The 26,128-nt window shown below is 66.5% G+C and carries 26 protein-coding genes; 22 read left to right on the top strand and 4 right to left on the bottom strand.

Annotation, left to right across the window (positions count from 1 at the left end; all coding sequences use genetic code 11):
• Positions 1-260 precede the first annotated feature (260 nt).
• From F464_RS0105230 to F464_RS0105175, 12 genes are all read left to right on the top strand, one after another.
• Complete coding sequence (locus tag F464_RS0105230; RefSeq protein ID WP_018988735.1) at positions 261-1,838, top strand: 3,4-dehydroadipyl-CoA semialdehyde dehydrogenase; 1,578 nt, start codon at positions 261-263, stop codon at positions 1,836-1,838.
• Positions 1,839-1,904: 66 nt separating this feature from the next.
• Positions 1,905-2,372, top strand: a complete 468-nt coding sequence (locus tag F464_RS0105225; protein ID WP_018988734.1) for a DUF4863 family protein — start codon at positions 1,905-1,907, stop codon at positions 2,370-2,372.
• 213 nt (positions 2,373-2,585) lie between these two features.
• Positions 2,586-4,175 (top strand): benzoate-CoA ligase family protein, encoded by a 1,590-nt coding sequence (locus F464_RS0105220; RefSeq protein WP_018988733.1) that lies wholly within the window; start codon positions 2,586-2,588, stop codon positions 4,173-4,175.
• Between the two features lie 177 nt (positions 4,176-4,352).
• Positions 4,353-5,516, top strand: coding sequence for an ABC transporter substrate-binding protein (locus F464_RS0105215; RefSeq protein WP_018988732.1), 1,164 nt, complete (start codon positions 4,353-4,355; stop codon positions 5,514-5,516).
• A gap of 188 nt (positions 5,517-5,704) precedes the next feature.
• Positions 5,705-6,571 carry a branched-chain amino acid ABC transporter permease gene (locus tag F464_RS0105210; RefSeq protein WP_018988731.1) on the top strand — a complete coding sequence of 289 codons (867 nt, stop codon included), beginning with the start codon at positions 5,705-5,707 and terminating at the stop codon, positions 6,569-6,571.
• Positions 6,572-6,575: 4 nt separating this feature from the next.
• Positions 6,576-7,544, top strand: coding sequence for a branched-chain amino acid ABC transporter permease (locus tag F464_RS0105205; protein WP_018988730.1), 969 nt, complete (start codon positions 6,576-6,578; stop codon positions 7,542-7,544).
• Positions 7,537-8,295, top strand: a complete 759-nt coding sequence (locus tag F464_RS0105200) for an ABC transporter ATP-binding protein (protein ID WP_018988729.1) — start codon at positions 7,537-7,539, stop codon at positions 8,293-8,295. Before F464_RS0105205 ends, F464_RS0105200 begins: the two co-directional genes overlap by 8 nt.
• Complete coding sequence (locus F464_RS0105195; protein WP_018988728.1) at positions 8,288-9,094, top strand: ABC transporter ATP-binding protein; 807 nt, start codon at positions 8,288-8,290, stop codon at positions 9,092-9,094. Before F464_RS0105200 ends, F464_RS0105195 begins: the two co-directional genes overlap by 8 nt.
• Entirely contained in the window at positions 9,095-9,865 is a 771-nt protein-coding gene (locus tag F464_RS0105190) for an alpha/beta fold hydrolase (protein ID WP_018988727.1), read from the top strand.
• Between the two features lie 7 nt (positions 9,866-9,872).
• A complete protein-coding gene (locus tag F464_RS0105185) occupies positions 9,873-10,292 on the top strand; it encodes a benzoyl-CoA thioesterase (RefSeq protein WP_018988726.1) in 420 nt (139 codons plus the stop codon).
• Positions 10,293-10,432: 140 nt separating this feature from the next.
• The gene (locus F464_RS0105180; RefSeq protein WP_018988725.1) at positions 10,433-11,236 is read left to right on the top strand and encodes an enoyl-CoA hydratase/isomerase family protein; all 804 of its coding nucleotides are present in this window, start codon (positions 10,433-10,435) and stop codon (positions 11,234-11,236) included.
• Positions 11,237-11,391: 155 nt separating this feature from the next.
• On the top strand, positions 11,392-11,565 hold the full coding sequence (locus F464_RS0105175; protein WP_018988724.1) for a rubredoxin: 174 nt from the start codon (positions 11,392-11,394) through the stop codon (positions 11,563-11,565).
• Positions 11,566-11,660: 95 nt separating this feature from the next.
• Here the strand turns inward: F464_RS0105175 and F464_RS0105170 are convergent, their stop codons facing one another.
• The 4 genes from F464_RS0105170 to F464_RS0105155 form a co-directional block, all read right to left on the bottom strand.
• The gene (locus F464_RS0105170; protein ID WP_198292227.1) at positions 11,661-13,175 is read right to left on the bottom strand and encodes a T6SS phospholipase effector Tle1-like catalytic domain-containing protein; all 1,515 of its coding nucleotides are present in this window, start codon (positions 13,173-13,175) and stop codon (positions 11,661-11,663) included.
• A gap of 98 nt (positions 13,176-13,273) precedes the next feature.
• Complete coding sequence (locus tag F464_RS27895; protein WP_018988722.1) at positions 13,274-13,756, bottom strand: DUF3304 domain-containing protein; 483 nt, start codon at positions 13,754-13,756, stop codon at positions 13,274-13,276.
• Between the two features lie 72 nt (positions 13,757-13,828).
• Positions 13,829-14,311 (bottom strand): DUF3304 domain-containing protein, encoded by a 483-nt coding sequence (locus F464_RS0105160; RefSeq protein WP_018988721.1) that lies wholly within the window; start codon positions 14,309-14,311, stop codon positions 13,829-13,831.
• A 72-nt stretch (positions 14,312-14,383) separates the two neighbouring features.
• The gene (locus F464_RS0105155; RefSeq protein ID WP_026295759.1) at positions 14,384-14,866 is read right to left on the bottom strand and encodes a DUF3304 domain-containing protein; all 483 of its coding nucleotides are present in this window, start codon (positions 14,864-14,866) and stop codon (positions 14,384-14,386) included.
• A 421-nt stretch (positions 14,867-15,287) separates the two neighbouring features.
• Between F464_RS0105155 and bzdN the strand changes: the two genes are divergently transcribed.
• The 10 genes from bzdN to F464_RS0105105 all read left to right on the top strand — a co-directional run bounded on the left by bzdN (position 15,288) and on the right by F464_RS0105105 (position 26,093).
• A complete protein-coding gene (gene bzdN, locus F464_RS0105150; protein ID WP_018988719.1) occupies positions 15,288-16,427 on the top strand; it encodes a benzoyl-CoA reductase, bzd-type, subunit N in 1,140 nt (379 codons plus the stop codon).
• Between the two features lie 19 nt (positions 16,428-16,446).
• Positions 16,447-17,757, top strand: coding sequence for a benzoyl-CoA reductase, bzd-type, subunit O (bzdO, locus tag F464_RS0105145; protein ID WP_018988718.1), 1,311 nt, complete (start codon positions 16,447-16,449; stop codon positions 17,755-17,757).
• Between the two features lie 148 nt (positions 17,758-17,905).
• The gene (locus tag F464_RS0105140; RefSeq protein ID WP_018988717.1) at positions 17,906-18,709 is read left to right on the top strand and encodes an acyl-CoA dehydratase activase; all 804 of its coding nucleotides are present in this window, start codon (positions 17,906-17,908) and stop codon (positions 18,707-18,709) included.
• Positions 18,710-18,740: 31 nt separating this feature from the next.
• Complete coding sequence (bzdQ, locus tag F464_RS0105135) at positions 18,741-19,658, top strand: benzoyl-CoA reductase, bzd-type, subunit Q (protein WP_018988716.1); 918 nt, start codon at positions 18,741-18,743, stop codon at positions 19,656-19,658.
• Positions 19,659-19,707: 49 nt separating this feature from the next.
• Positions 19,708-20,160 carry a GNAT family N-acetyltransferase gene (locus tag F464_RS0105130; RefSeq protein WP_018988715.1) on the top strand — a complete coding sequence of 151 codons (453 nt, stop codon included), beginning with the start codon at positions 19,708-19,710 and terminating at the stop codon, positions 20,158-20,160.
• 202 nt (positions 20,161-20,362) lie between these two features.
• Complete coding sequence (locus F464_RS0105125; protein WP_040394411.1) at positions 20,363-21,676, top strand: D-serine ammonia-lyase; 1,314 nt, start codon at positions 20,363-20,365, stop codon at positions 21,674-21,676.
• Between the two features lie 187 nt (positions 21,677-21,863).
• Positions 21,864-22,667, top strand: a complete 804-nt coding sequence (locus F464_RS0105120) for an SDR family NAD(P)-dependent oxidoreductase (RefSeq protein WP_018988713.1) — start codon at positions 21,864-21,866, stop codon at positions 22,665-22,667.
• A gap of 133 nt (positions 22,668-22,800) precedes the next feature.
• Entirely contained in the window at positions 22,801-23,979 is a 1,179-nt protein-coding gene (locus F464_RS0105115) for an acyl-CoA dehydrogenase family protein (protein ID WP_018988712.1), read from the top strand.
• A gap of 117 nt (positions 23,980-24,096) precedes the next feature.
• Positions 24,097-24,765, top strand: coding sequence for a TRAP transporter small permease (locus F464_RS27890; protein ID WP_018988711.1), 669 nt, complete (start codon positions 24,097-24,099; stop codon positions 24,763-24,765).
• Positions 24,762-26,093 carry a TRAP transporter large permease gene (locus tag F464_RS0105105; protein WP_018988710.1) on the top strand — a complete coding sequence of 444 codons (1,332 nt, stop codon included), beginning with the start codon at positions 24,762-24,764 and terminating at the stop codon, positions 26,091-26,093. The genes F464_RS27890 and F464_RS0105105 overlap by 4 nt, the downstream gene beginning before the upstream one ends.
• The last annotated feature ends 35 nt before the right edge of the window (positions 26,094-26,128 follow it).

Here is a 26,128-nt window from a genome sequence, read left to right as displayed (position 1 = left end):
TCAATACCTAAAGTGCAGTTTTATTAGTGGTGCACTGCAGTAATCTGCAGTTTTCATCCAGTATAGAACGGCGATCTTGGTTTGATAGTGCCAAAAACTGCAGCTAATCCGGAAGTGTTTAGAGAAAAGTGGAAGTAAAGTGCTTGACGTCGAATTTCGCGCGTGTATTCTATCTCCACCGATTGCGCTCCGGCGCGACGCCAGAACATCAGACATCCGGCACAGACCGTGATGCCTCAACAGAGAGAGGAGACACCCAGGTGAAGCTTGCTAACTATGTATACGGGCAATGGGTCGAAGGCGCCGGCGAAGGCACGGCGCTGACCGATCCGGTCACCGGCGAGGCGTTGGTTCGCGTTTCGTCCGACGGCATCGACGTCGCACATGCACTGGAGTTCGCCCGCACTCAAGGTGGGGCTGCACTGAAGGCCCTTACCTACGAGGAGCGTGCAGCGAAGCTGGCGGCGATCGCCGAGCTGCTGCAGGCCAAACGTGCAGAATATTTCGACATCTCGCTGCGCAACTCCGGTGCGACCGAAGGCGACGCATCCTTCGATGTCGATGGCGCCATCTTCACTATCAAGAGCTACGCTCGCGCCGGCAAGGCGCTGGGCGCCGCGCGCCACCTGAAGGAAGGGGCGCGCGTCGCGCTGGCGAAGACGGACGTCTTCCAGGGCCAGCACTTCCTGATGCCACTCACCGGCGTCGCGGTCTTCATCAACGCGTTCAACTTCCCGGCCTGGGGCCTGTGGGAGAAGGCCGCGCCGGCGTTGCTTGCGGGCGTGCCGGTGTTCGCCAAGCCGGCGACGCCGACCGCGTGGCTCGCGCAGCGCATGGTCGCCGACGTCGTCGAGGCGGGCATCCTGCCGCCGGGCGCGATCTCCATCGTGTGCGGTTCGGCGCGCGACATCCTCGACCACGTCACGGAATGCGACGTCGTGTCCTTCACCGGCTCGGCGGATACCGCGGCGCGCATGCGCACCCATCCGAACGTCGTCGCGCGCTCGGTGCGGCTCAACGTCGAGGCCGACAGCGTCAATTCGGCGATCCTCGGCCCCGATGCGCAGCCCGGTACGCCGGAATTCGATCTCGCGGTGAAGGAGATCGTGCGCGAGATGACGGTCAAGACCGGCCAGAAATGCACGGCGATCCGCCGCATCCTCGCGCCTGCCGGTGTGTCGCGCGCGCTCGCCGATGCGGTGAGCGGCAAGCTTGCCGGCTGCAAGGTCGGCGATCCGCGCAGCGAAGGCGTGCGCGTCGGGCCGCTCGTGAGCAAGGCGCAGCAGGCCGCGGCCTTCGAGGGACTGGCGAAGCTCACGCAGGAATGCGAAGTCGTGTTCGGCGGCGATGCGGATTTCGAACCGGTCGGTGCCGATGCGGCGGTCTCCGCCTTCGTGCAGCCGACGCTGCTCTATTGCGACAAGGGTGTGGGTGCGCGCTTCGTCCATGACGTCGAAGTCTTCGGCCCGGTCGCGACCATCGTGCCTTACGCCGACACGCGGGACGCCGTCGCGATCGCGCGTCGTGGTCACGGCTCGCTCGTCGCGTCCGTGTATTCCGGCGATGCGGCCTTCCTCGCCGAACTCGTCCCCGCGATCGCCGACCTGCACGGCCGCGTGATGGTCGTCGATGCTGCGGTCGGCCCGAACCACACCGGCCACGGCAACGTGATGCCCGGCTGCCTGCACGGCGGTCCCGGGCGCGCGGGCGGCGGCGAGGAGCTGGGCGGCCTGCGCGCGCTGGCGATGTACCACCGCCGCTGCGTCGTGCAGGGCGGACCGGCCGTGCTCGACGCCCTGTCGCGTGACGCAGTCGACGCTGCGTTGCTCGGTGCATGAACTATAAAACCTACACGCATCCCGCCCCCTGACCCCAACCCCCAGTTCCGACGGAGAGACGGAGACATGACGCCAGACCAGTTCCAGGCGCTGATCGCGAAGGTGACCGGCGAGATCGCCGGCCGCCCCCTCGACGGCCAGCTCGCCGACTTCCTCAACGAACGCTTCCCGGCGAACGGCCCCGAGTTCCAGGCCATCGCGCAGGCCTGTAGCGAGGCCGTCGCTGCGGGCTGGATGTGCGATCGCGAGCACGGCGGCATCCGGTACGGCCGCGTCATCAAGCCGACCGACGCGCTCCACGGCTTCAGCGTCGACGTCGTCGAGATGAAGGATCTCGTCGGCCCGCAGCACGCCCATCCCAACGGCGAGATCGACATGATCATGCCGCTCGAAGGCGACGCGAAGTTCGACGGCCACGGCGCCGGCTGGTTCGTGTACGGGCCGGGCAGCGTGCACAGGCCGACGGTGAGCGACGGCCGTGCCTACGTGTTGTACCTGCTGCCGCAGGGCGCGATCGAGTTCACGAAAGCCTAGGCTTTTACCGCAGGGCTTTACCTGTGGGAGCGGCTTCAGCCGCGAATCGGCGGTTTCGCAAGCCCACGGCCCATTCGCGGCTGAAGCCGCTCCCACAGGGTGCCCACGAGCACCGGTAAGCCAGGCCACGACGGCCACCGAATGAACAGCACCGGCACCAAGACCGGCCAGGAATACCCCGGCACCCACCGGAAGAACAGGAGGAGAGAAGGAATGACAACGCTCAGCGCCGCGGACCACAGCACCAGTCCGCCCACCATCACCCTGCCGCGCCAGTACAACGCCGCGGACGACCTCATTGGCCGCAACCTCGACGCCGGTCGCGGCAAGAAGGTCGCGTACATCGACGACAACGGCCGCTACACCTACGACGAGCTCGCGGCGCGCGTGAACCGCTTCGCCAACGCGCTCGGCGCGCTGGGCATCGTGCGCGAGCAGCGCATCCTGGTGTGCGTGCACGACTGCATCGACTTCCCGACCGTGTTCCTCGGCGCGATCAAGGCCGGCGTCGTGCCGATCGCGGTCAACACGCTGCTGACGCAGTCCGACTACGAATACATGCTCGGCGACAGCCGCGCGCGCATCGCCGTCGTCTCCGCACCGCTGGCCGACACCTTCGCGCCGCTGCTGGGCAAGGTCGAATCGCTCGAGCGCATCGTCGTCGCCGGCGGGGAGGGCCCGGATTCCGTCGCCGCCCTGATGGCGAACGCCTCCGACAGCTTCGACGCGGCCGCGACGACCTGCGACGATCCCTGTTTCTGGCTGTACTCCTCGGGTTCGACCGGCGCGCCCAAGGGCACCGTGCATATCCAGTCCAGCCTGATCCACACCGCCGAGCTGTACGCCAAGCCCATCCTCGGCATCAAGGAAAGCGACGTCGTGTATTCCGCGGCCAAGCTGTTCTTCGCCTACGGCCTGGGCAACGGCCTGACCTTCCCGCTCGCAGTCGGCGCGACCGCCGTGCTGATGGCCGAACGCCCGACGCCCGCAGCGGCGTTCAAGCGCCTGCGCGAGCAGCAGCCGACGATCTTCTACGGCGTCCCGACCCTGTACGCATCGATGCTGGCGGATGCGGACTGTCCGACGCGCGACGAGCTCGCGATGCGCATGTGCACGTCCGCCGGCGAAGCGCTGCCCGAGGACATCGGCCGGCGCTGGACCGAGCGCTTCGGCGTCGAGATCCTCGACGGCATCGGCTCGACCGAGATGCTGCACATCTTCCTGTCGAACCGTCCCGGTGAGGTCCGTTACGGCACCACCGGCAAGCCCGTGCCGGGCTACCAGGTGCGCCTCGTCGATGACGAAGGCAATATCGTCGAAGGCGCGGACGAGCCGGGCGAGCTGCAGATTTCCGGGCCGACCAGCGCGGTCATGTACTGGAACAACCGCGAGAAGACGCGCGCGACCTTCCAGGGACCGTGGACGCGCAGTGGCGACAAGTACTCGCGCAACGCCGACGGCTACTACGTGTATGCGGGGCGCAACGACGACATGCTCAAGGTCAGCGGCATCTACGTGTCGCCGATCGAGGTCGAGTCCTGCCTGATCCAGCACCCTGCGATCCTCGAGGCGGCCGTCGTCGGCCACGAGGACGAGGAGCGCCTGATCAAGCCCAAGGCCTTCATCGTGCTCAAACCCGGCTTCAACCGCTCCGAGCAGCTCGCGGCCGAGATCAAGGCGCACGTGAAGGCGCATCTCGCCCCGTACAAGTACCCGCGCTGGATGGAATTCGTCGATGAGCTGCCGAAGACCGCGACGGGCAAGATCCAGAGATTCAAGCTCAGGGCAATGGCAGGAAAGTAAAACGTAGGGCGGAAGGAGCGAAGCGCATCCCGCCATTTCGCCGCGGATCGGCGGGATACGCATTCGGCTCCTCCCGCCCTACGTGACAGCGCAAGGAATTAAAAAGGGGCGAAGCCCCACCCATCCCCCCGTGGAGGAGACACCATGAAAAAAGCACAAACGACCCGTCGTACCCTGATGCAGGCCATGCTCGGCGCGTTTGCCAGTGTATTGGCCGGCGCACTGCTGCCGCTCGGCGCGGCGCAGGCCGCCGAGAAGATAAAGGTCGGCCTGATGCTGCCCTACACCGGCACCTACGCCTCGCTGGGCACCGCGATCACCAACGGTTTCAAGCAGTACGTGCAGGAGCAGGGCGGCAAGCTTGGCGGCTACGAGGTCGAGTATTCGGTCGTCGATGACGAATCCGATCCGTCCAAGGCCACCGAGAACGCCTCCAAGCTCGTCAAGCGCGACAACGTCGACGTGCTGGTCGGCACCGTGCATTCGGGCGTCGCGCTGGCGATGGCGAAAGTCGCGCGCGACACCAAGACGCTGCTGATCATCCCCAACGCGGGCGCCGACGAACTCACCGGTCCGCTGTGCGCGCCCAACGTGTTCCGCTCCTCCTTCTCGGCCTGGCAGCCGGCCTACGCGATGGGCAAGATCGTCGCCGAGCGTGGCCACAAGAACGTCGTGACCGTGACGTGGAAATATTCCTTCGGCGAGCAGTCCGTCGCGGGCTTCAAGGAAGCCTTCGAGAAGGCCGGCGGCAAGGTCGCCAAGGAGCTCTACCTCCCCTTCCCGAACGTCGAGTTCCAGCCCTTCCTGACCGAAATCGCCTCGCTCAAGCCCGACGCGGTGTTCGTGTTCTTCGCCGGCGGCGGCGCGGTCAAGTTCGTCAAGGACTACGACGCGGCGGGCCTGAAGAAGTCCATCCCGCTGTACGGTTCGGGCTTCCTCACCGACGGCACGATCGACGCGATGGGCGGCTCGGGCGAAGGCCTGATGACGACGCTGCACTACGCCGACAACCTGACCAACCCGAAGGACCAGGCCTTCCGCAAGGCCTACGCGATCGCCTACAAGCAGCAGCCCGACGTGTATGCCGTGCAGGGCTACGACGCCGCACAGATGCTCAAGACCGGCGTCGACTCGCTGAAGGGCGCGAAGTTCGACAAGGACGCCGTGATCAAGGCCATGGAAACGGCGAAGATCGACAGCCCGCGCGGCGCCTTCACGCTGTCCAAGGCGCACAACCCGGTGCAGGACATCTACCTGCGCAAGGTCGAGGGGCGCGACAACAAGCTCGTCGGCGTTGCCGAGAAGGCGCTGGCGGATCCGGCGCGCGGTTGTCGGATGTGAGTCGCTGACGCGGCACGCAGATAGGTGAAGTCCGCTGGGACGCGGTCCCTTCCCCTTGAAGGGGAGGGGGTAAACGTGCCCGTCTGAAGCCGATTTCACTGAAAGCTGAGCGGGCAGGTCCCTTACCACCCCCGCATCACTCCATACATATCCAGGCGCCCTGACTCGGCGCCCGGAGGGGAAGACTCATGGATTTCGTTTCCTTCCTGATCCAGGTGCTGAACTCGCTGCAGTACGGCCTGCTGCTGTTCCTCGTGGCCAGCGGCTTGACGCTGGTGTTCGGCATCATGGGCATCATCAACCTCGCGCACGGCAGCTTCTACATGGTCGGCGCCTACCTCGCGTTCGCGCTGACGGGCATGACGGGCAACCTGATGCTGGCGATCGCGCTGGGGCTGCCGCTCGCCTTCGTGTTCGGCGCGATCCTCGAATGGGCGCTGTTCTCGCACCTGTACAAGCGCGACCACCTCGAACAGGTGCTGCTGACCTACGGCCTGATCCTGATCTTCGAGGAGCTCAGGAGCCTCGCGGTCGGCGACGAGGTGCATGGCGTGACGATCCCCGAGCTCTTCTCGGCGTCGATCCCGCTGTCGGACAACCTCAGCTATCCCGTTTATCGCCTCGTGATCTCGGTCGTGTGCCTCGCGCTCGCGGGCGGGCTGTACTGGCTGATCCAGAAGACGCGCCTGGGGATGATGATCCGCGCCGGCAGCCACGATCGCGACATGGTCAAGGCGCTGGGCATCGACATCAACCTGCTGTACCGCACGGTGTTCGCGCTCGGTGTCGCGCTCGCGGCGCTGGCCGGCATGCTCGCCGCGCCGATCTCGTCCGTCTATCCGGGCATGGGTTCTTCCGTGCTGATCATCTCCTTCGTCATCGTCGTGATCGGCGGCGTCGGCTCGGTGTGGGGCGCGCTCGTGGCGGCGCTGGTGATCGGCTTCGCGGACACCTTCGGCAAGGTGCTGCTGCCGGACCTCGCGGGCCTGATGGTCTATCTCGTGATGGCCTTGGTGCTGCTGTGGCGCCCCGAAGGCATCTTCAGGAAAGGGTAAGGCGATGAACTCCCAAGTCTCGACAATCTTCAAGCTCGCGGTGATGGCCGGCGTGCTGGCCTTCCCGGCCTTCGGCTCGGACTTCTACGCCGAGATGGTCGCCAAGGTGCTGATCCTCGCGATCTTCGCGATGAGCCTGGACCTGCTGGTCGGCTTCACCGGCCTGGTGTCCTTCGGCCACGCCGCCTACTTCGGCATCGCCGCCTACGTGGTCGCGCTGATGACGCCCAAGTACGACCCGGCCAACCTGTGGCTGGCGCTGCCGGCCTCGGTGCTGGCGGCGGCCGTGGCGGCCTTCGTGATCGGGCTCTTCGTGCTGCGCACCAAGGGCATCTACTTCATCATGGTGACGCTCGCCTTCGCGCAGATGGCCTACTACGTGTTCCACGACACACCGGTCGGCGGCGGCTCGGACGGCATCTACCTCAACTTCAAGCCCGACGCGGCGATCGCCGGCTGGGCGCCGTTCGACCTCAACGAGCCGCATCACCTGTACTACTTCGTCGTCGCGGCGATGCTCGCGGTGTATGGCCTGCTCAAGCTCGTGCTGCGCTCGCCCTTCGGCCGCGTGCTGGTGGGCATCCGCAGCAACGAGCACCGCATGCTGTCGCTGGGTTACGCGACCTTCCGCTACAAGCTCGCCGCCTTCACGCTGGCGGGCGCGCTGGCGGGGGTGGCCGGCTTCCTGTACGCGGTGCTGTTCGGCTTCGTCACGCCCGAGTACCTGTCGTGGCACAAGTCCGGCGACGTGCTGCTGATGGTGATCCTCGGCGGCATGGGCAACCTCGGCGGCGCGGTCGCCGGCGCGGTCGCGCTCGTGGGCCTGCAGGAAATCTTCACCAGCGTCACCAAGCACTGGCAGCTGCTGATGGGCCTCACGATCGTCGCCGCGGTGCTGTTCATGCCGGGCGGCCTGACCGCGACACCCGCCCGCATCATGGCGCGCATCAACGGGGGAAAGAGCAATGTCTGAAGTCCTGCTATCCGCAGAAGGCATGACGCGCCGCTTCGGCGGCCTGACCGCGAACCAGAGCGTCAATCTGAGCCTCGAACGCGGTGTGCTGCACGCGCTGCTGGGGCCCAACGGCGCCGGCAAATCGACCTGCATCAACATGCTGTCGGGAGACCTGCCGCCGTCCGAAGGCACGATCCGCTACAAGGGCGAGGACATCACTGGCCTCACCGCCTACCAGCGCTCGCGCATCGGCATCGGCCGCAGCTACCAGCGCACGAACATCTTCCCGAAGTTCACGGTGCTGGAGAACTGCCGCCTCGCCGCGCAGTCGAGGAAGCCGCGCCCGTGGAGCCTCTTTACCGACGCGCTGGCCATGCCCGAAGCGGTCGAGCGCGCGCGCGCCGCGATCGCGGAAGCGGGCCTGTCGGGGCGCGAGAACCGCGTCGCCGGCACGATGTCGCACGGCGAACAAAGGCAACTGGAGATCGCGATGGTGCTCGCGACCGACGCCGAAGTGCTGCTGCTCGACGAGCCGCTCGCCGGCATGGGCTCGGAGGAGTCCGCGCAGATGGTTACGCTGCTCAACCGCCTCAAGGCGACGCGCGCGATCCTGCTCGTCGAGCACGACATGGACGCGGTGTTCGCGGTCGCCGACCGCATCACCGTGATGGTCAACGGCCAGGTGCTGGAATCGGGCCCGCCGGAGCAGATCCGCAACAGCCCCGACGTGCAGGCAGCCTATCTCGGACACGAGGCGGAGCATGAATGACATGTCGATGCTGAAACTGAACGAAGCCGCCGCCGGTACGCCCGCGACAGCGGCCCCCGGCGTGCTGCGCGATCCGGCTCCGGACCAGCGCGAGCTGCTGCTGGAAGCGATCGGACTGCATACCTACTACGGCTCCAGCCACATCCTGCACGGTGTGAACTTCCACATCCGCAAGGGCGAGGCGCTGGGCCTGATGGGCCGCAACGGCATGGGCAAGACCACGCTGATCCGCACGATGATGGGCTTCCTGAACCCGAAGGCAGGCGGCGTGCTGGTGCGCGGCCAGCGCATGACGGGCGGGCCGACGCACCGGATCGCGAAGCTGGGCATCGCCTACGTGCCCGAAGGCCGCGGCATCTTCCCCAACCTCACGGTGAAGGAGAACCTGCTGATGGCCGCGCGTGCCGGCGTCGAAGGCCAGCGCGACTGGACCTTCGACCGCGTGATGACGACCTTCCCGCGGCTCGCGGAACGTCTCACCAACGGCGGCGGCCAGCTCTCGGGCGGCGAGCAGCAGATGCTCACGATCGGCCGCGCGCTGATGACCAACCCCGACCTGCTGATCCTCGACGAAGCCACCGAAGGCCTCGCGCCGCTGATCGTGCGGGAAATCTGGCGCGTGATCCGCGAGATCCGCGACAGCGGCATCGCCACCGTGATCGTCGACAAGAACCACTCGGCCATCACCGCGCTCACCGACCGCTCGATGATCCTCGTGAAGGGGCAGGTCGTTTTCGACGGCCCGAGCGAGGAGGTGCGCAATAATCCCGAGCTCATCAAGAAACACTTGGGGGTCTGAATGAAACTGCTACGTGTCGGCGGCAAGAATCTCGAATACGTCCGCCTGCCTTCCGCGCATCCGCGCGAGGGCGCGCCGGCCATCGTGTTCCTGCACGAGGGCCTGGGCTCGGTATCGATGTGGCGCGACTTCCCGCAGAAGGTCGCCGACGCGACCGGCTGCGAGGCCATCGTCTATTCGCGCGCCGGCTACGGCCGCTCCGACCCGGCGGATTTGCCGCGCGACACGCGCTACATGCACGACGAGGGCCTCGCGGTGCTGCCGGCCTTCCTCGACGCGCTGCAGCTCGACCGGCCCATCCTCCTCGGCCACTCCGACGGCGGCTCGATCGCGCTGATCTGCGCCGGCGGCACCGGCACGCAGCTCTCCGGCGTGATCCTGATGGCGCCGCACGTGCTGGTCGAGGACATCTCGGTCGACAGCATCGCGAAGGCCAAGGTCGCGTGGCAGAGCACCGACCTGCCCGCACGCCTCGGCAAGTACCACGCCGACGTGGACGCGGCTTTCTGGGGCTGGAACGACATCTGGCTGCATCCGGATTTCCGCGCGTGGAACATCGAGGAATACGTGCCGCGCATCGCCTGCCCGGTGCTCGCGATCCAGGGCGAGGACGACGAATATGGCACGATGGACCAGATCGACCGCATCGCCGCGCAGGCGCGCGACGTGGACGTCGTCAAGCTCGCCGACTGCCGCCATTCCCCCCACAAGGACCAGCCCGCGGCCGTGATCGAGGCCGTCGGCGAATTCGTGAACCGCATACTGGACTGAAATCGCCATGATTTTCGAATGCAAGAAACCCATCCGCTTCCACCACTGTGATCCGGCCGGCATCGTCTTCTACCCGCAGTGCCTGGTGCTGTGCAACGAAGTGATCGAGGACTGGTTCGACAACGGCATCGGCGTGGACTTCTACAAGCTGCACGCCGAGATCCGGCGCGGCGTGCCGATGCGCCACCTCGAAGTCGACTTCATCGCTCCGAGCATGCACGGCGACGAACTCACCTTCACGCTCTACGTCGCGCGCATCGGCGGCAGCTCGATGGACATCGTCACGACGGCGTCGAAGGGAGAACAGGTGCGCTTCCGCGCGAAGCAGACGGTGGTGTGGGCCGACCTCGGCGGCGCCCCGCGCGCCACCCTGATCGACGACGAATGGCGCGAGCGGTTCGGCCGGTTTCTGGAGCCGCAGGACTGACGTGGCGCGCGTGCGCGAGCGGCCAGGTGGGAGCGGCTTTAGCCGCGAATCGGCGCTAGGAGCTGCCGGATCGGCCCATTCGCGGCTGAAGCCGCTCCCACAGTGATGGTCACCGAACCCGCCGCAACGAAGGAATCAAGATGGACTACACCCGCTACACCAACCTGAAAGTCGAGCTCCACGAGCACGGCATCGCCGAAGTGATCCTCGGCGAACCGGGCAAGCTCCCGGCTGCCGACGCCACCGGCCACGGCGAACTCGCCGACATCTGGCGCGACCTCGACCGTGACCCCGCGGTGTCGGTGATCGTCGTGCGCGGCCAGGACAAGGGCTTCTCCGCGGGCGGCACGCTGGACCTCGTCGCCGCGATGGTCGACGACTTCGAGCACCGCGCCCGCGTGTGGAAGGAAGCGCGCGACATCGTCTACAACATGATCAACTGCTCGAAGGTGATCGTCTCCGCGATCAACGGCCCCGCCGTCGGCGGCGGGCTGGCCGTCGCGCTGCTCGCCGACATCTCCATCGCCGCGAAGAACGCGCGCCTCATCGACGGCCACACCCGCCTGGGCGTCGCCGCCGGCGACCACGCCGCGATCATCTGGCCGCTGCTGTGCGGCATGGCCAAGGCCAAGCTGCACCTGCTGTTGTCGAACGAGATCAGCGGCGAGGAAGCCGAACGCATCGGCCTCGTGTCGATGGCGGTCGACGCCGACGCCTTGCGCGACACCGCCTTCGACATCGCGAAGAAGCTCGCCGCCGGCCCGCAGACCGCCTTGCGCTGGACCAAGCACAGCCTCAACAACTGGCTGCGCCAGGCCGGTCCGATCTTCGACAACTCCGTCGCGCTCGAAATGCTCGGCTTCACCGGCCCCGAAGTCCGCGAGGGCCTCGCCGCCGTGCGCGAGCGCAGGACGCCGAATTTCCCCGCCGGCGCGCCGATATGAACCCCTGACCCCGTAGGGCGGGAGGAGCGAAGCGCGTCCCGCCACGCGGCGGTGCCGGCCCGCCCCCCCTTGACGGGATAACTCCCGCCCCACGAAACCCCAACGGCGCCGCAGAGCGCCCGAACCACCCTCAACGACACAGAGAGACCGCCATCATGACCACCTACCAATGCAGCGCCTGCTACTTCCCTTACAACGAAGCCGACGGTCTCCCCGACGACGGCATCGCCGCCGGCACCAAGTGGGAAGACGTGCCCGAGGACTGGGTTTGCCCCGACTGCGGCAACGGCAAGGAACACTTCAATCCGGCGCCCGAGCAGGAAGGCTGAGGCCAGCGACGCCTGCGCCCGCCGCCGACGTGCAGCTGTTCGTCGTCGGGGGTGGGGCGTCGACGCGCCAAATCGCTGCGGGGCGACCGCGGGTGTCAGGCGTGGGCCGTGCTTCGTCGCTTTTCGCGCTCCGCGAGAATCCGCGTTTCATCGCAGAAGATCGCGCGCTGGTCATGCAAGGCACACGGCCAGTCGGTGAAATGTGCGACCGAATCGTGGACATGCTCGGCCATGAAGGTGTCGACCTCTTCCGGAAGCCCTGACTGGTCGTCCCAGGCGGCGATGATGAAATCTTCGTAGGGGTTGCGCACTCGGCGCCTTTCGGCGTCGCCCTGCCATTCGATGGGCTCGCGGATCGCCGGCATCCGGCGTAGCAGGCGCCGATGCTCGGCCAGAAGCTGCTTCGCCTGCACATCCGGTTTGCGCGGCAGTTCGTGGGTCCAGCTTGTTGGCGAACATTTCCGATGGTTGTCCTGTGCGCCTACCGTTTCGCATAGCGACGGGTCGACACGGCGGTGCAGCGCTCCCAACACGCGGACGTCGTTGTTCATCCGCGTGATCGCCGCGCGCCAGCGGAACTTCAGCGCCCGGTGTGCATGCAGCAGCGATTCCAGTGAATCATCGTTCGCTGCCGGTAGCGACGCCATATAGGTCTTATAGGCCTGCAATAGCGGTGCATCGGCCGGCAGCGCGATTTCATCGCGAACTTCGAGCGGTGCGTCGGAAAGCCTGCGCAGCATCACGCCGCTTTTCAGTGCCTCCGCGTACATGTCACGCAAGGGAATGCGCGAAAGCGCATTGGACCGGCCCTGGAAGCCGTCGAAATAGCCGCCTCCGACATCCGAATGCACGCCGGGGTAGATCACCTCTTCGCACTTTTCCGGGTATTCGCTGCCGACGCGAACCGAATCGAGCGGGAAGGCCTGCCGTACTTCATGCCCCGAAACGAAATGCAGGCAGCGCTCGACGCCCCCGGGGATCGCCAGTTTCGAGCCCCAGCCCATGTGCAGCCCGGGGCCGCCAACCGAGGCGACCGTGTCGAACAGGCCCATGAAAACAATGCGCAGGCGCACCTGCTCGCCGTTGCGGGCGTTCCACAGCAGTTGATCGTCGGCAATACGTTCGCATTGCTCGGCAATCAGACGGCGGACGAAGGCGCGGGCGAGGGTCGCGCCGCGAGAAAAACCGAAGATCGACAGCGTGACCCACTCAATGTGCGGTAGCGCGCCCGCGCCCCAATCGATCTCCAGGATGCGTCGGAACTCGTACAGTGCTGCCTCGAGGCGCATCTCGCCACCGGCGCCAAAACCCAGTCCCAGGCTGCCGCCCGGGTCTTCATTCGCCGAAATGTTGCCATTAGCATATCGATAGGGCGTGCCGACGCCGGGAATATAGGTGGGGACTGCCTCCATTCCGTCCTTGTCCTTTATCGCGGCTTGATAGAGCTTCGCAATGTTGGATAACGCGCGTTCCCCCTCGGGTTTAGCCATCTCCTCGTAGAGATTGTTGCCGGTGCCGTCGAAGAAGAAGGACAGCTTGGGATAGAGGCGGCAGCGGATGCGGTCGGCGGGTGTCGACTCGGGCGTACACCATGCGATCTGCTCTTCCATGCGCTTCTTCGCGCCCTCGTGCCACGCGCTCGCGAGCTGTTCGTCCGTCGTCGGGGAAACGGCTTGTTTGACAGTCATGTCTCGATCCGTGCGATCCGCTACTTGGCTTTGCATCCGCTGCGCGTGGACGAAAACGCGAACTCGACCGTCTCCAGCGTCCGGAAAATCACGCACAGATAGATCTCGTCGGCCAGGAAATCCTCGGTTGACCAGTTGTCCTTGGTGCTCTTGTTGATGCGGTGCGGTGCGCGGGGGAAGGGAACGAGGGCGGAGCGGTCTTCGCCGGCGAGGATTATCTTGCCCGTCGCGCGGTCGTCCTCGGCGCCCCAGCGCCAGCGCACGAGGGCGGGCTTGGACCAGTCCTTGCGGCCAGCGATGCAGCATGTTGCGCCCGCGCCCCCTCCGAAAGCATCGACATTTCCCGCCCATGCGTCTTCCACGACGATGTTCGGCGCATAGCGATTCGTGTGGTTCACCGGGACCAGCATCTGGCCGGGCTCGTTGCCCGAGGCGACGGGAGTCGCGCAGGACCAGAGGGAGAGGGAAGTCAGCGCCGCGAGAGCAGATTCCAGAATCTTCATGTTTGCGTGTCGGATGCGTAAGCGAAAGGGCCGTTCATCTCGTCCGGGCTTCCGCCCCGCCTGATGAAATGATCACTTGTGGCGACAGGCGCTGCGAGTGGACGAGAATGCGAACTCGACCTTGTCCAGCGTCCGGAAGATCACGCACAGATAGATCTCGTCGGCGAGGAAATCCTCGCGTGACCAGTCGTCCTTGGTGCTCTTGTTGATGCGGTGCGGGGCGCGGGGGAAGGAAACGAGGGCGGAGCGGTCTTCGCCAGCGAGGGTGATCTTGCCGGTGGCGGGATCGTCTTCGGCGCCCCAGCGCCAGCGCACGAGGGCGGGTTTGGACCAGTCCTTGCGGCCGGCGATGCAGCACGTCGCCTTGCCTCCCCCTCCGTGTGCATCCACATTTCCCGCCCAAGCGTCTTCCACGACGATGTTCGGCGCATAGCGATTAGTGTGGTTCACCGGGACCAACATCTGACCGGGCTCGTTGCCCGAGACGACGGGGGTCGCGCAGGACGCGAGGGAGAGGGCAGTCAGCGCCGCGAGAGCAGATTCCAGAATCTTCATGTTTGCGTGTCGGATGTGTAAGCGAAAGGGCCGTTCATCTCGTCCGGGCATCCGCCCCGCCTGATGGGATGATTACTTGTGGCGACAGGCGCTGGCGCTGGACGAGAAGGCGAACTCGACCTTGTCCAGCGTCCGGAAGATCACGCACAGATAGAGCTCGTCGGCGAGGAAGTCCTCGGTTGACCAGTCGTCCTTGACGGTCTTCGCGATCCGGTGCGGGGCGCGGGGGAAGGGAACGAGGGCGGAGCGGTCTTCGCCGGCGAGGATGATCTTCCCGGTGGCGCGGTCGTCCTCGGCACCCCAGCGCCATTGCACCAGGGCGGGCTTGGACCAGTCCTTGCGGCCGGCGATGCAGCACGTTGCGCTGCCTCCGCCGCCGTGAGGATCCACATTCCCCGCCCAGGCGTCCTCCACGACGATGTTCGGTGCATAGCGATCGGTGTGGTTAACCGGGACCAGCATATTGCCGGGCTCGTTGCCGGGGTCGAAGGGGGTCGCACAGGAGGAGACGGAGAGGGCGGTCAGGGCGCCGAGAGCAGGCTTCCAGATTCTCATGTTTGCGTCACGAATGCATAAGCGAAGGTCGTTGATGTTGCGTGACCGCGTTGAGCTGCGGCGATCGTCGGGCAAGGCAGGCAGTGTAATCTGTTCTTCCCGGAAAATGACAAATGAAAATTTTCGCGAGCCGGGCCGATCGGCGCGGACTCGTCCTTGCTCTGTCGCAATCAATTTCGTTGAAGGGCCATCCGGTCGCGCCCCCAAACCCGTTCGCCTGCACTCCACTGCATGCGAATGAATAATTGTTCATTCACTGCTTGATTTCGCGAAAATCCGGATGTAGAGTGAACGAACATTCAGTCAGTTGATGGGCATCAAACGGATTGAAGTGGAGGCAGGACAGGACCGGGTGGGGGATCGGAAGGTTTGGCCGGACAGGCTCCCCGACAGGGCGGGGCAATCACAAGGAGACGGATTCATGAACGACGGATTGTTTGACCAGTTCAAGGAGTGGTACGAGAAGCGCCACGACTATGCCCGCGCCTGGAAGGCGCGCACCGGCGGCCAGGTCGTCGCGACGATGTGCACCTACTCGCCCGAGGAGCTGCTGATTGCGGCCGGCATGCTGCCGGTGCGGGTGCTCGGCGCGCACGAGCCGCAGAACGTGACCGAGCCGCACATTTTCGGCATGTTCTGCCCGTTCTGCCGCGACTCGCTGGCGCAGGGCCTGCTGGGCCGCTTCGACTACGCGGAAGGCGTCACGCTGACGCAGTCCTGCATCCAGTATCGCCAGGCCTACAGCTCCTGGCGCCAGAACGTGCCGACGGTGAAGTGGGACTACTACGTCGCGATGCCCAACGACGTGCAGTCGCCCCATTCGCGCAAGGCGCACCGTGCCGAAGTGCAGGCGTTCCGCGTGTTCCTGCAGACGCTCACCGGCAAGGAACTCACCGACGACATGCTGCGCGACGCGCTGGCCGTGTGCGACGAGAACCGCCGCCTGCTGCGCGAACTGTTCGACTACCGCAAGGCGGACGAGCCGCGCGTCACCGGCGTCGAGGCGCTGTACGCGTCGATCACCGCACAGTTCATCGACAAGCGCGAACACAACGAGATGCTGAAGAAGGTGCTCGCCGCGCTGCCGGCGCGCAAGGTGACGCGGCCGACGGGCGCGCGCTTCATGACGATCGGCTCGGAGAACGACGACGTGGCCTTCATGGCGATGGTCGAGTCGGTGGGCGCGACGATCGTCATCGACGACCAGTGCTCGGGCACGCGCTACTTCTGGAACGCATCGAAGGCTGACGACGACGTGGTCAAGGCGATCGCCGAACGCTACTGCGACCGCCCGGCCTGCCCGACCAAGGACTACCCGTCGCACACGCGCTTCCAGCACGTGCTGGATCTCGCCAAGGAATACAAGGTGCAGGCGGCCGTCTTCCTGCAGCAGAAGTTCTGCGATCCGCACGAGGGCGACTACCCGGATCTCAAGCGCCACCTCGAGGCCAACGGCATCCCGACGCTGTTCCTGGAGTTCGACATCACCAACCCGATCGGCCCGTTCCGCATCCGCATCGAGGCGATGCTCGAGACGCTGAGCGAAGAAGAACTGTTCTGAGCGCGACAGGAGACAAGACATGGACACCAAGGCGATCTACCCGACCGAACAGCTCAAGCTGTGGGGCAAGGCCAAGCAGCTGCGCGAGCAGTACTACCACAACTACGCCCGCGCCAAGGAAAACGGCGGCATCCGCTGGTCCGCGGCGGGCTGGTCCTTCGATGCGATCCCGACCTCGCTCGGCGACGACGTCTATCCGCTGACCGGCGAACCGTATTCGGCCGGCGTGTCGCTCGACAAGAAGTTCACCCAGCGCTGCCTCGACGCCGCCGAGTCCTACGGCTTCGCGCGCGACATGTGCTCCTACATGCGCATCTACTGGGGCAGCATGCACCTCGATGAATACTTCTACGGCGGCAAGTGGCCGACGTCGGATTTCATCTACCAGACGCAGATCTGCTGCTCGCACGCGAAGTGGTACCAGCACGTCGCGCACGTGAAGAAGATCCCTGACTTCTATGTCGACGTCTCGGTCGGAGCGTACAAGGACCTCACGCCCGACCGCCTCGACTACGTCACCAGCCAGCTGCACGACTCGATCGAGTTCGTCGAGAAGGCGACCGGGCGCAAGTGCGACGACGAGCTGCTGATCCGCGCGATCAAGAACGAGATGCGCTCGACCAGCCGCTGGGCGCAGATCTGCGAGCTTCAGAAGGCGCGGCCGGCGCCGCTCGACGAGAAGACCATGTACTCGCTGTATGTGCTGTGCATCCTGCACAAGTCCTCGCAGTGGTGCGCGGACTTCATGGACGAGCTGTACGACGAGGTGAAGGACCGCGTCGCGCGCGGCATCGCCGCGGTGGCCAACGAGCGCTGCCGCCTGATGTCCGACACGCAGCCGCCGTGGCCTTTCCTCAAGATCTTCCGTTACCTCGAGAGCTACGGCGCGGTGTCGATCGGCTCGCTCTACACCTTCGGCCTCGAAGGCACGTGGGAGTACAAGGAAGACGGCTCGTGGGGCGCGCGCACGGTGCCGTGGGAGAAGGGCATCGAGATGAACGACCGCGACACGGCGCTGCGCCTGTATGCCGACTGGAACCTCTCGAAGCCGCTGTGGCAGCAGTTCTTCGACCCCTCGGTGAAGTCCGAGATGATGCTCAACATCGCGCGCGACTGGGGTGTCGACGGCTGCATGATGCACCTCAACCGCGGCTGCGAGGGCCTCTCGGTCGGCATCATGGAAAACCGCCAGGCGATGGCCAAGGCCGGCATTCCGATCATGACCTACGAGGGCAACATGGGCGACGAGCGCGAGTTCGACGAAGTGCGCACGCAGGCGCGTGTGGATGCCTTCATGGAGCAGCTCGGGTTGCGCCGCCTGGCAGCCTGATCCACACAAGCACCCCCGATAACCCGGCAGAGAGCGGCGCCGCGTCGCCGTGCCCGGGGGCCGCATCCCGTCGCGGAGGCGGCCCCCGGGTGTCGCCACGCGCCCGGACAAGAATCACGGAAAATGCCAAAGAGATGAGGACAGGAACATGATCACCGCAGGAATCGACATGGGTTCGCGCAGCGTCAAGGTCGTGCTGCTCGAAGAGCTCGACATGGAAGGCAAGCCGCAATTGGTCGTGAAGAAGGCGCACATGATGCTGCCGGGCGACCTCGACGCGGACCAGGCGGCCGAACAGGCCTACGACGACGCCCTGAAGGCGGCGGGCGTCGAACGCGGGCAGGTGAAGTCGGTGTTTGCCACCGGCGCCGGGCGCGGCCAGGTCGCCTTCGCCACCGAAGGCGTCACCGAGATGACCGCCGGCGCGCGCGGCGCGGTGTACATGTACCCGCAGGCGCGCACCATCGTGGACGTCGGCGCCGAGGAAGGGCGCGGCATCAAGACCGATCCGGAAGGCAAGGCGATCGACTTCGCCGGCAACGAGAAGTGCGCCGCAGGCGCCGGCTCCTTCGCCGAGGCGATGAGCCGCGCGCTGCAGCTGTCGCTCAAGGAGTTCGGCGAGGCGAGCCTGAAGTCGGACAAGAGCATCCCGATGAACGCGCAATGCACCGTGTTCGCGGAGTCGGAAGTCGTGTCGCTGATCCACTCCTCGACGCCGAAGGAAGACATCGCCAAGGCGGTGCTGGATGCGGTGGCGAGCCGCGTGTGCGCGATGGTGCGCCGCGTCGGCATCGACGGCAAGGTCGTGCTGATCGGCGGTATGGGCCACAACCCGGGCTTCGTCGCTTCGCTGAAGAACGCGATGGAGGTCGACGAGGTGCTGCTGCCCGAACTGCCCGAGTTCGTCAGCGCCCTGGGTTGCGCGCTGATCGCGGCCGAGCGCCTGCACTGAACCGACCGGACATGAATCGAGGAGAAATGAAATGAATGCAGGAATCGATCAGGGGACGCTCGCCACCGCCGCCCCCGAGAAGAAGGAATTCTGGCGCTGGCAGGAAAACACCTGGTACGACGAGACCAAGAACTGGAAGGACGCGAAGATCATCACCTGCGGCATCGACGTCGGCTCGGTGTCCTCGCAGGCGGTGCTGGTCTGTGACGGCGAGCTGTACGGCTACAACAGCATGCGCACCGGCAGCAACTCGCCGGACTCGGCGAAGAATGCGCTTGCCGGCATCATGGACAAGATCGGGATGAAGCTCGAGGACATCCACCATGTCATCGGCACCGGCTACGGCCGGGTGAACGTGCCCTTCGCCCACAAGGCGATCACCGAGATCGCGTGCCACGCCCGCGGCGCGAACTACATGGGCGGCAACAAGGTGCGCACCATCCTCGACATGGGCGGTCAGGACTGCAAGGCCATCCACTGCGACGAAAAGGGCAAGGTCACCAACTTCCTGATGAACGACAAGTGCGCAGCCGGTACCGGTCGCGGCATGGAAGTCATCTCCGACCTGATGCAGATCCCCATCGCCGAGCTGGGCCCGCGCTCCTTCGAGGTCGATGAGGAGCCCGAAGCCGTGTCGTCGATCTGCGTGGTGTTCGCGAAATCCGAGGCGCTGGCGCTGCTGAAGGCCGGCTACACCAAGAACAAGGTGATCGCGGCGTACTGCCAGGCGATGGCCGAGCGCGTCGTGAGCCTGCTGGAGCGGATCGGCGTGGAAGAGGGCTTCTTCATCACCGGCGGCATCGCGAAGAACCCGGGCGTCGTGAAGCGCATCGAAAAGCTGCTAGGCATCAAGGCCGTCGATACGAAGATCGACAGCCAGATCGCCGGCGCACTCGGCGCTGCGCTGTTCGGCTACACGCTGATGCAGAAGCAGGCCGCCAAGGGCTGACCATTGAGGCGCGCCCGCTCCAGGGCGCGCCCTCCGAGGAGGAAGACGCATGGCGAACCAGAAGCGGGTAATGCGGGTGCTCAGGAAGGACGATCTCGACGCGATCGTGCGCATCGACCAGGTGGCCTCGAAGCAGGATCGGCGCGAGTATTACGCGCGCAAGATCGCGGCGACCCTGAACCCGAATCACAACATCAACGTGTCGCTGGTGTGCGAGATCGACGGCCGCGTCGCCGGTTTCGTCATGGGCGACATCTATTTCGGCGAGTTCGGCATCCCCGAGACCTCGGCGACGATAGACACGATCGGCGTCGACCCGGCGCTGCAGGGCCACGGTGTCGGCAGCGAACTGCTCGACCAGTTCATGACGAACATGAAGGTGGCGGGCGTGAAGAAGGTGTACACGTCGGTGAATTGGGACGACTTCGCGCTGGCGCGCTTCTTCTCGCGCCAGCGTTTCGCCCCGTCGAAGCGGGTCAACCTGGAATACGCCGTCGCCTGACGGTTGCGTCGAGTGCCCTCGCTTGCGGACGCCGCTTGTACGGCGTCCGCAAGGGGCGAGCGCGCCGCCCCGGGAACGGAGGCGTCCGGTCCCGGATGTATTAGCAGGGCTGATGCATGATTTAGAAAGAATCGCTATTTCCACGCGCCAAGCGGGCTTAGGATCGCGATCCACACGGGAACCCCCTGCAAGGATCGGCAACATGACTGCTCTCGCTCCGGCACTGCTGGCGCAGCTTCAATCTCGACGGCCGTTGCTCTGGCTGAATCCGCGGCGAGGCCAAGCCCTGCCGGCCTCTGCCCCATCGCCTGCGCTGATTGCGGCCGCCGAAGCGCGCCTGGCGCGCTTTGCGCCGCTCATGGCGACGCTGTTTCCCGAACTCGCGCCAAGCAACGGAAATATCGAATCGCAACTGATGCCCGCCGCTGCGCTCCGCGACGAGCTGGCCGGCACGGATGGCACCGAGGGGGCGTGGTTCATCAAGCGCGACGACGAGCTGCCGGTTGCCGGGTCCATCAAGGCGCGCGGCGGCTTTCACGAAGTGCTCGCCTTCGCCGAATCCGTCGCCATCGAGCACGGACTCCTAGCCGCTGGCGGCGATCCCCGCGTCCTCGCGACGGCGCCCGCACGCGCGCTGTTCTCGCAATACACGGTGTCGGTCGGCAGCACCGGCAACCTAGGCCTGAGCATCGGCGTGATGGCGGCAGCCCTCGGCTTCGACGCGGTGGTGCATATGTCCGCGGACGCGAAGGCGTGGAAGAAGGACCGCCTGCGCAAACGCGGCGTGCGCGTCGTGGAGCACGCAGGCGACTACGCCGAAGCCGTGGCGGCGGGGCGCGAGCAGGCGATGGCTTCGCCGCGCTGCCATTTCGTCGATGACGAAAGCTCCGCGCTGCTCTTTTTCGGCTACGCGGCCGCGGCCCGTCATCTGGCCCGTCAGCTTGCCGAAGCCGGCCGCGTCGTGGACGCCGCGCATCCGCTCTTCGTCTACATCCCTTGCGGCGTCGGCGGCGCCCCCGGCGGCATCACCTACGGGCTCAAGGCCTTGTTCGGCGATCATGTGCACTGCTTCTTCGCCGAGCCCGTCGCCTCGCCCTGCATGCTGGTGCAGCTGGCCTCGGGGGGAGACGCCCCGGTATCCGTCTACGACATCGGCCTCGACAACCGCACCGATGCCGACGGTCTCGCCGTCGGCTTGGCGTCCCACCTCGTCAGCCCCTTGATGGCTGCGCAGCTTGCCGGCGTGTTCACCGTCCCCGACGATCGGCTCTACGTTCACTTGCGCGCCCTCAAGCGATCGCTGGGCGTGGAGGCCGAGCCGTCCGCGGCGGCCGGCGTCGGCGGGCCGGGGTGGCTGCGCGATTCGGCCGAAGGCCAAGCCTACGTGCGCGAGCACGGGCTCGATCTGCGCGCCGCCACGCATGTGATCTGGGCGACGGGCGGCTCGCTCGTTCCGCCCGAGGAACTCCGGCGCTTCCAGGCCTACGCGGAAACCCTGAGCGACGCTGTGGCCTGAACGACGCAAGCCGTGGCCCGGGCGGCCGCCGAGCGGAGCCGGGCAACGGGAATCCGACGCAAGGAAAGATTCCCGTTGACTGTACGATTGAAATGAACGAATATTCATTCACCGAACTGCAAGGCGTATCCGGACCTCGGTGCGCGGCGGGCTCGACCGGCAAGGACAAGCAAACGCGGAGGATGTGATGGCGGCAGATCTGGATCGCGCACTCGCTGGCAAACACGTGGTGATCACCGGCGGCGGCCGCGGCATCGGTGCCGCGATCGCCGCGGCCGCCGCCGCGCAGGGTGCGCACCTGACGCTGATGGGCCGCACCCGCGGACAGCTCGAAGAGCGCGCCGCCGCCTTGCGGGCGGAAGCAGGGCCGCGCGGCATCGAGGTGCATTGCGAGGCGGTCGACGTCGCCAGCGCGGATTCGGTCGAAGCGGCCTTCGCTGCCGCCGCCCGCGCGCTGGGCCCGGTCGCGGTGCTGGTCAACAACGCCGGCCAGGCCGGCAGCGCGCCCTTCCTGCGCACCGAGCCCGCGCTGTGGCAGCAGATGCTGGACGTGAATCTCACCGGCACCTATCTGGCGACGCGCGCCGCGCTGCCCGGCATGCTCGCCGCCGGCTGGGGCCGCGTCATCAACGTCGCGAGCACCGCGGGCGAGAAGGGCTATCCCTACGTGTCCGCGTACTGCGCCGCCAAACATGGCGTCATCGGCCTGACGCGCGCGCTGGCGCTGGAAATGGCGCACAAGAACATCACGGTGAACGCCGTATGCCCCGGCTACACCGACACTGACATCGTGCGCGATGCGGTCGCGAACATCCGCGAGAAGACCGGACGCAGCGAGACCGACGCGCTCGCCGAACTGGCGAAGCACAACCCGCAGGGCCGTCTGGTGCGCCCGGAAGAGGTCGCCAACGCGGTGTTGTGGCTGTGCCTGCCGGGCTCGGAGGCGATCACCGGGCAGGCGATCTCGGTGTCCGGCGGCGAGGTGATGTGAGGAGCGGACAGGGCGCAATCATAGATCGACACAAGCGGCATACAGACCCGCCCGAGCGGGCGCCGCACAGGACAGCAACCATAAGGATGAGGGTGGGCGCCGCCGGCGTACTGCCCCGAGAGGAGACGCGAAAATGAGTGACCGAAGCTATCTGGAGTGGCCCTTCTTCGACGAGCGCCACCGCGGCATGCAGATCGAGCTGGAGGCGTGGGCGGCTGCGCACATCGACGGCCACCCGCATGGGGACCTCGACGACGCCTGCCGCGCGCTGGTGCGCAAACTCGGTGCCGACGGCTGGCTGCGCTACATGGTCGGCGGCACGGCTTACGGCGGCCGCCACGACACCATCGATACGCGCGCCGTGTGCCTGCTGCGCGAAACGCTGGCGCGCCACTCGGGCCTCGCCGACTTTGCCCTGGGCATGCAGGGGCTGGGTTCGGGTGCGATCACGCTGCACGGCAGCGACGCGCAGAAGCGCAAGTATCTCACCGAAGTCGCTGCCGGCCGCGCGATCCCGGCCTTCGCGCTGTCCGAGCCGGATTCCGGCTCCGACGTCGCGGCGATGGCGTGCAGCGCGCGCCGCGATGGCCAGGACTACGTGCTCGACGGCGAGAAGACGTGGATCTCCAACGGCGGCATCGCCGACTTCTACGTCGTGTTCGCCCGCACCGGCGAAGCCCCCGGCGCGCGCGGCCTGTCGGCCTTCATTGTCGAGGCCGACGCGCCGGGTTTCGAGATCGCCGAGCGCATCGACGTGATCGCGCCGCATCCGCTCGCGCGCCTGCGTTTCTCCGGCTGCCGCGTGCCCGCCGCGAACCTGTTGGGCGCGCCGGGGCAGGGCTTCAAGGTTGCGATGCAGACGCTGGACATCTTCCGCACCTCGGTCGCCGCCGCCGCGCTCGGCTTCGCACGCCGCGCGCTCGACGAGGGGCTGCGCCGCGCGACCACGCGCGACATGTTCGGCAAGAAGCTCGCCGACTTCCAGATCACGCAGGCCAAGCTCGCGCAGATGGCGACCCACGTCGACACCGCCGCGCTGCTCACCTACCGCGCCGCGTGGATGCGCGACCAGGGCAAGAACATCACCGGCGCCGCGGCGATGGCCAAGATGACCTCCACGGAAACCGCGCAGCAGGTCATCGACGCGGCCGTGCAGCTGTGGGGCGGCTGCGGCGTCGTCAGCGAGCACCCGGTCGAGCGCCTGTACCGCGAGATCCGCGCGCTGCGCATCTACGAGGGGGCGACCGAGGTGCAGCAGCTCATCATCGCCCGCCAGACCCTCTCCGCCTGGGAACAGGAACAGTCCGTCTGAGCCTGCCAAGGGACCGCGGCGGGCGTCGTGCGGCGCCCGCCGCGAGCTCCCTTATTTTCTCCGCATGATACATGAGTGAACGTTCAGCCAATGAGCGCACGAAGGAGGAGACAATACATGCATACGAGCGTAGTGAGCCTGGACGCCGCTGCCGCGGCGGGGTTGCGGCCCGCGAAGGTGTGCGGCGCGGGAGGTGCGGAAGGGGCGGAAGGGGCCGACGGGAATGAGGACGCCGGCGTCCAGCTCGAACCCGGTTCGATCGAGCACGTCGCCCGTCCGGAGGCCCTGCCGCACGGGCCGTGGGGCCGGCGCCTGTACGCGGCCAGCAGGGTGTCCGCGCTGATCGGCGGCACCATCTTCATCGCGCTGATCGGGATGTCGCTGGTGTCCATCGTCGGGCGCAAGCTGTTCTCGCTGCCGGTGCCGGGCGATTTCGAGATCCTGCAGATGGGCGCGGCCGTCGCGTCGGCGACCTTCTTCTCCTACTGCCAGATGGTCGACGGCCACGTGCGCGTCGACTTCTTCACGCACTGGCTGCCGCAGCGCGGGCGTGCGTTCCTCGACGGGCTGGCGGCGCTGCTGATGGGCGTCGTCGCGCTGCTCATCACGTGGCGCACCGCCGTCGCGGCGCTCGCGTCCTACGAATCGGGCGAGGCCTCGCTGATGCTGGGCTGGCCGGGCTGGGTGTCGATCGCGCTGATCGTGCCGGGCTTCCTGTTGTTCGCGACGACCAGCCTGTATATCGCGGGCCGTCGCTTCCGCGTCGTGGCCGGAGGTGAAAAATGAGCGGTATTGCGATCGGCGCGACGATGTTCGCGGTCCTGCTGGTGCTGCTGGTGCTGCGCGTGCATATCGGCATCACCATGTTCCTCGTCGGCGCAGCGGGCTACCTGACGATGATGGGCGGCGAGATCACGCCCTTCCTCAACATGCTGAAGAACCTCGCCTACGCCCGGCTCTCCAACTACGATCTGGCCGTCATCCCGATGTTCCTGCTGATGGGGCAGTTCGCGACCCACGGCGGCCTGTCGCGCGCGCTGTTCCGCTGCGTGAGCTCGCTCGTCGGGCACTGGCGCGGCGGCGTCGCAATCGCCTCGACCGGCGCCTGTGCGGGCTTCGGCGCGATCTGCGGCTCCTCGCTCGCGACCGCGGCGACGATGGGCCAGGTCGCGCTGCCCGAGCTCAAGCGCTGCAACTACTCGGGCGCGCTGTCGACCGGCGCGCTGGCCGCGGGCGGCACGCTCGGCATCCTGATCCCGCCCTCGGTGCCGCTGGTGATCTACGCGGTGCTCACGCAGGAGTCGATCGGCAAGCTCTTCATGGCGGCCGTGCTGCCGGGCCTGATCGCAATGCTCGGCTACATGCTGGTGATCCGCATCATCGTCACGCTCAAGCCCGAGGCCGGTCCGGCCGGCCCGCGCGTGCCGCTGGCGGAGAAGCTGCGCTCGATCGCCAACGTCGCCCCGGTCGCGCTGATCTTCCTTGTCGTCATCGTCGGCATCTACGGCGGCTGGGCGAACCCCACCGAGGCGGCGTCGATCGGCGCCGCGGCCTGCGGCATCCTCGCGGTGGTCAGCGGCGGCATGCGCGCCGAGGGCATCCGCGAAAGCGTCCTCGGTGCGGCCGAGGCCACCGCGATGATCTTCCTCGTGCTGCTCGGCGCCGACATGCTCAATACCGGCCTCGCGCTCACGCAGATGCCGGTGGAGCTCGCGAACTGGGTCAAGGACAGCGGCCTGTCGCCGCTGCTGGTGCTCACCGCGATCCTGCTGGTCTACGTCTTCCTCGGCTGCGTGATGGACGCGCTGGCGATGATCCTGCTGACCATTCCCATCTTCTACCCGATGGTCATGGGCCTGGAGTTCTGGGGCCTGACGCCGGACGAGAAGTCGATCTGGTTCGGCATCCTCGTGCTGATGGTGGTCGAGATCGGCCTCGTGCATCCGCCGGTCGGCATGAACATCTACATCATCAACAAGGCCGCGAAGGACGTGCCCCTCACCGACACCTTCCGCGGGGTGATGCCCTTCCTCGCATCCGACCTCGTGCGCATCACGCTGCTGCTGTTTTTCCCCGCCATCACGCTGTACCTGGTTCGGACCTTCGGCGGCTGACAAGCCGGGGCCGGCCTTCCATTCAAAAGAGGAGA

Source organism: Aromatoleum toluclasticum ATCC 700605 (genome assembly GCF_000378245.1).
GTDB lineage: Bacteria > Pseudomonadota > Gammaproteobacteria > Burkholderiales > Rhodocyclaceae > Aromatoleum > Aromatoleum toluclasticum.
The sequence above is the reverse complement of the archived record's forward strand: the minus strand, read 5'-3'. Positions and strand labels throughout refer to the sequence as shown.

What these genes read in the sequence shown, in the direction of transcription:
- F464_RS0105215 (WP_018988732.1), top strand. Translation starts at nt 4,353, where the DNA reads ATGCAGGCCATGCTCGGCGCGTTTGCCAGTGTATTGGCCGGCGCACTG.
- F464_RS0105210 (WP_018988731.1), top strand. Translation starts at nt 5,705, where the DNA reads ATGGATTTCGTTTCCTTCCTGATCCAGGTGCTGAACTCGCTGCAGTAC.
- F464_RS0105155 (WP_026295759.1), bottom strand. Translation starts at nt 14,866, where the DNA reads ATGAGAATCTGGAAGCCTGCTCTCGGCGCCCTGACCGCCCTCTCCGTC.
- F464_RS0105180 (WP_018988725.1), top strand. Translation starts at nt 10,433, where the DNA reads ATGGACTACACCCGCTACACCAACCTGAAAGTCGAGCTCCACGAGCAC.
- bzdN (WP_018988719.1), top strand. Translation starts at nt 15,288, where the DNA reads ATGAACGACGGATTGTTTGACCAGTTCAAGGAGTGGTACGAGAAGCGC.
- bzdO (WP_018988718.1), top strand. Translation starts at nt 16,447, where the DNA reads ATGGACACCAAGGCGATCTACCCGACCGAACAGCTCAAGCTGTGGGGC.
- F464_RS0105160 (WP_018988721.1), bottom strand. Translation starts at nt 14,311, where the DNA reads ATGAAGATTCTGGAATCTGCTCTCGCGGCGCTGACTGCCCTCTCCCTC.
- F464_RS0105130 (WP_018988715.1), top strand. Translation starts at nt 19,708, where the DNA reads ATGGCGAACCAGAAGCGGGTAATGCGGGTGCTCAGGAAGGACGATCTC.
- F464_RS0105190 (WP_018988727.1), top strand. Translation starts at nt 9,095, where the DNA reads ATGAAACTGCTACGTGTCGGCGGCAAGAATCTCGAATACGTCCGCCTG.
- F464_RS0105195 (WP_018988728.1), top strand. Translation starts at nt 8,288, where the DNA reads ATGAATGACATGTCGATGCTGAAACTGAACGAAGCCGCCGCCGGTACG.
- F464_RS27890 (WP_018988711.1), top strand. Translation starts at nt 24,097, where the DNA reads ATGCATACGAGCGTAGTGAGCCTGGACGCCGCTGCCGCGGCGGGGTTG.
- F464_RS0105120 (WP_018988713.1), top strand. Translation starts at nt 21,864, where the DNA reads ATGGCGGCAGATCTGGATCGCGCACTCGCTGGCAAACACGTGGTGATC.
- F464_RS0105140 (WP_018988717.1), top strand. Translation starts at nt 17,906, where the DNA reads ATGATCACCGCAGGAATCGACATGGGTTCGCGCAGCGTCAAGGTCGTG.
- F464_RS0105105 (WP_018988710.1), top strand. Translation starts at nt 24,762, where the DNA reads ATGAGCGGTATTGCGATCGGCGCGACGATGTTCGCGGTCCTGCTGGTG.
- F464_RS0105185 (WP_018988726.1), top strand. Translation starts at nt 9,873, where the DNA reads ATGATTTTCGAATGCAAGAAACCCATCCGCTTCCACCACTGTGATCCG.
- bzdQ (WP_018988716.1), top strand. Translation starts at nt 18,741, where the DNA reads ATGAATGCAGGAATCGATCAGGGGACGCTCGCCACCGCCGCCCCCGAG.
- F464_RS0105125 (WP_040394411.1), top strand. Translation starts at nt 20,363, where the DNA reads ATGACTGCTCTCGCTCCGGCACTGCTGGCGCAGCTTCAATCTCGACGG.
- F464_RS0105220 (WP_018988733.1), top strand. Translation starts at nt 2,586, where the DNA reads ATGACAACGCTCAGCGCCGCGGACCACAGCACCAGTCCGCCCACCATC.
- F464_RS0105175 (WP_018988724.1), top strand. Translation starts at nt 11,392, where the DNA reads ATGACCACCTACCAATGCAGCGCCTGCTACTTCCCTTACAACGAAGCC.
- F464_RS0105170 (WP_198292227.1), bottom strand. Translation starts at nt 13,175, where the DNA reads ATGGAAGAGCAGATCGCATGGTGTACGCCCGAGTCGACACCCGCCGAC.
- F464_RS0105205 (WP_018988730.1), top strand. Translation starts at nt 6,576, where the DNA reads ATGAACTCCCAAGTCTCGACAATCTTCAAGCTCGCGGTGATGGCCGGC.
- F464_RS0105115 (WP_018988712.1), top strand. Translation starts at nt 22,801, where the DNA reads ATGAGTGACCGAAGCTATCTGGAGTGGCCCTTCTTCGACGAGCGCCAC.
- F464_RS27895 (WP_018988722.1), bottom strand. Translation starts at nt 13,756, where the DNA reads ATGAAGATTCTGGAATCTGCTCTCGCGGCGCTGACTTCCCTCTCCCTC.
- F464_RS0105225 (WP_018988734.1), top strand. Translation starts at nt 1,905, where the DNA reads ATGACGCCAGACCAGTTCCAGGCGCTGATCGCGAAGGTGACCGGCGAG.
- F464_RS0105200 (WP_018988729.1), top strand. Translation starts at nt 7,537, where the DNA reads ATGTCTGAAGTCCTGCTATCCGCAGAAGGCATGACGCGCCGCTTCGGC.